4 protein-coding genes are annotated in these 3,462 nt (G+C 40.6%); 3 read left to right on the top strand and 1 reads right to left on the bottom strand.

Annotated elements, in window-relative coordinates:
• Positions 1-756, top strand: a 756-nt coding sequence (locus CAG68_RS16900; RefSeq protein WP_161441399.1) for a diguanylate cyclase, incomplete at its 5' end; no start/stop codon positions are given.
• A gap of 253 nt (positions 757-1,009) precedes the next feature.
• Here the strand turns inward: CAG68_RS16900 and CAG68_RS16895 are convergent.
• Positions 1,010-2,248, bottom strand: coding sequence for a GGDEF domain-containing protein (locus CAG68_RS16895; protein ID WP_054728979.1), 1,239 nt, complete (start codon positions 2,246-2,248; stop codon positions 1,010-1,012).
• Positions 2,249-2,501: 253 nt separating this feature from the next.
• Between CAG68_RS16895 and CAG68_RS16890 the strand changes: the two genes are divergently transcribed.
• Both CAG68_RS16890 and CAG68_RS16885 read left to right on the top strand, forming a co-directional pair.
• Complete coding sequence (locus CAG68_RS16890) at positions 2,502-2,870, top strand: late competence development ComFB family protein (RefSeq protein WP_047101090.1); 369 nt, start codon at positions 2,502-2,504, stop codon at positions 2,868-2,870.
• A gap of 41 nt (positions 2,871-2,911) precedes the next feature.
• Positions 2,912-3,193 (top strand): HlyU family transcriptional regulator, encoded by a 282-nt coding sequence (locus CAG68_RS16885; RefSeq protein WP_054728976.1) that lies wholly within the window; start codon positions 2,912-2,914, stop codon positions 3,191-3,193.
• Positions 3,194-3,462 lie beyond the last annotated feature (269 nt).

The following is a 3,462-nucleotide window of genomic DNA, read 5'->3' as shown; positions in this document are numbered from 1 at the left end:
GTCTCTCTTCATATAAGAGAAACGTTTCCGGATTGGATCCCAATTATTTTCTTGAGTAGTCACGAAGAGCCAGAAATGATTGCTAAAGCCATAGACGCGGGCGGTGATGACTATTTAATTAAGCCGGTAGATAAACTGGTACTGAACTCTAAACTTATCGCAATGCAGCGTATTGCTCATATGAGACGAGAGCTTAAGCAAGCGACAGCTCAATTAGAGCAAGTTAATCAACTTTTGACTCAGCAAGCGAATGAAGATGGCCTAACCAAACTCTATAACCGCCGTTATATCGACCATAAGTTGGAATCGATGGTTGCATGGCATGGCCGTCACAATATGCCAATGGCTTTGATTCTATTGGACGTCGATTTTTTTAAACCGTTTAATGATAATTACGGTCATATTGAAGGCGACCGTTGCTTGCAAGCGATTGCGAATCAACTAAAGGCGACGTTTTGTCGCTCTGGGGAATATGTAGGTCGATATGGTGGAGAAGAGTTTGTCGTGTTGCTAGGGTGTACCGACACTCAAACAGCAGAAAGAGAAGCCGAGCGTATACAAGAGGCTATGTATTTTCTCGATTACCCACATGAGTATTCTAGTGTGTCAAATAGAGTGACAGTGTCACAGGGTGTTTTTGTTTTTCAACCGACAGGGAAAGAAGTGCAATCAGACTTGTATGCAACCGTTGATAAAGCGCTATATACCTCGAAGTCTTTGGGAAGAAACACACATACTTTAGTTAATTCTCTTTAAAAACAAAACCTTATGAATGCCGCTCTTTTTGTTGCGTTGTCACTTTTTTGGTGGTTATTTTTAAAGCTCACTCAAAGTAAGATAGGCAAACAGTGCGAACGGAATGTCGCAATCGGGCGTATACCTTATACCTTTGATTAGATAGATAACATCTGGATAGTGGCAACGATGAGTGCAGTTATTATGCTGATGGGGAAGTTCGGTTTTGTTGTAAACCCAGACAAGCTTATTAACTTTCACGATTGGTGAGGGTCTAACGAAGCTTTATGCAGTTACGTCCGGCCTTTTTCGCTTTGTAAAGTGCTTCGTCCGCTGATTTAATGACGTCCAGAGGAGCTTGCCCATTCCGGCTATCAGCAACTCCGAAACTTGCGGTAACAAAAACCGACTTTCTTTTCGAACTGTTGCTACCACGACGTTTTTGTCCTTGTTTATGGTTCTCAGGGCGAGATTCTTCATCGCGTAATATCATCTCGTATTCTGCAATCGATTTGCGAGCTTCTTCCAAAAAGTTCTTACATTCGTCAGCGTATTTGCCTTTAAAAACGATGGTAAATTCTTCTCCGCCAAATCGATAAACTTTTGCGCCGCCTGGGGTTTTAGTGAGGCGCGAAGCGACCATTTTTAGAACGTCATCACCAGTATCGTGACCGTAGGTGTCGTTAAACTTTTTAAAATGGTCAACATCAAGCATTGCGATCGTGAACTTCTTACCCATGTGTTTTAGATCGAGATCAAGTGCACGTCTGCTCGGAATCAGCGTTAGGCTATCGGTGAAAGCCAGTTGATGGCTAGCGGAAGCGGCATAAACAATGATAAGCAGCCCTGTTAGCGTAAACATGGTGCTTGATATGTACTGCACATCAAAGAAAATGAACGTCGCAGACGCCAATACCATGGCAGAGTAGGTCATCGCATGGATAATTTCATTCTTCTTTAAAACAAGGATTCCAAGAAAACAGACAATACCCACGCAATATAAAACAAGAATTAAAGGCAGTTTAGAGACGGTCGGTACAATAAATAAAATACCGCTTGTCCATTGTTCAAACCCTCCTTCAACGTAATATGCTAGCGTTAGATAAGACCAAAGAACGAACATTGCTAACATCAAGATGTAAGTCAACATGGCTTTAGAGTCAAAACCTTCTTTACTAAACAAAAATACCGTAAGAAACGAGACAGGAAGTAACGTGGCTAAAATGGTTAGCTCAAGTAAAGCGGTACCACTTTGAAGCGGGACTTGTAGGCGGTGCTGTATCACGAAGTAGGCTAGCAACATTGCCAAGCACACCATGGACTCTCTGCCTTGCTTAAATGAATAACAAAGGAGTAGCGCACAACCTAATAGTATGTACGGCAAGTTTGCGGCAATGCCCCAGTTTGCCTGAGTCATCTGAATAATGCTGTCCATGCCCGAACTCACTATGCCCAGTAGCAAAAAAGGGGATAAGAATCTGAAGCCTGATGAAGTCATTGACGATGAGGACATCTATTACAAACTGCCTGAAAATAGTTGACTATATAATTGGTTAGGTAAATCGTTTTATCAATATGGATATTTATCCGTTATTGAATTTCGAACTTTGAGAACTAGCAAGAATACGTCTATTTGTTCCTTTTCCCAAGTATTTTGGAAGACATTACGGCAAAAAGAGAGAGATTGATTAAATTAAGAGCAATCAATAAGTTGTTATAAACAAGTCGTTGCTATACTCATTTCATAGGAAAAAGGAGATTTACAGATGCAGATAAGCTCAGATGTGCACAATTACATGGAAACATTAGTAGGCCAGGTTCTCAGTTTGCCCGAATTTTTAGAACAGTATGACAACGAACAGTTAGCCGATATTGCTTGCCTTGCGCTTATCCAGCTCAAGCCTGTCTATATCCGTTATGATATTGATTTTTTGTCTTCACTTCCTGAACAAAAATTAAGCCAGTTTAAGCAAAGCGCGGATATAGCGGTGAAAAACGCCGCAGAAATGGTGAAAGAAGACAGGCGTAAAAACCGAGAGTATGATGTGCCTGTAATTTTTTCCCATACTAGTTATGATGATGACAAAGAGTTGGATTGGTATGAAAAACCGATCCTTAACGTTAATATTAAGTAAGAGTCGCTCAGTTGACTAGTGAGCTGACCCAAGGAGGAATCGTGGGATTTTTTTCGCGTTTGTTTGGTGGTAGTGAGAAAACCGCTGAAGCTAAAACTATCGAGCCAGTTGAGTACAAAGGTTTCTTTGTTTACCCAGAGAGCCTTTCAGAGGGCGGACAATATCGCATCGCTGGTCGAATAGAAAAGCATGACAATGATGAAGTGAAAACACATCGGTTTATTCGCTCCGATTTGCTTGGCTCAGAGCAAGATGCCAATGACCTTATGTTGAAGAAATCTCAAATGTTTATTGATCAAATGGGCGATAAAATCTTCGACTAGCAATTTACTGCAATTTGATTCCAGTCATCTTAAAAAGAGCCATTAGTGTATATGCTAGTGGCTCTTTCTTTTTAACGCTTAAATCTCTGTTAAGTCGGTATTTAATCGTTACCTGGTTAGACCTCAGTCTAGTACGGTGTTGCGTTGTTATTTTTCGAGCACAGAGCGACAATCATTCATTACTTAGCGTTATATGTAATGAAATTTAGTATTTAAATTACAAAACACTTGAAGTAATGAGACGCGTTCGATACAAACAGAATAATAAC

The organism is Vibrio sp. V42_P2S4T144 (assembly GCF_009904715.1).
In the GTDB taxonomy this organism is placed as follows: Bacteria; Pseudomonadota; Gammaproteobacteria; order Enterobacterales; family Vibrionaceae; genus Vibrio; species Vibrio alginolyticus.
This window is presented reverse-complemented; position numbering and strand designations above follow the sequence as displayed.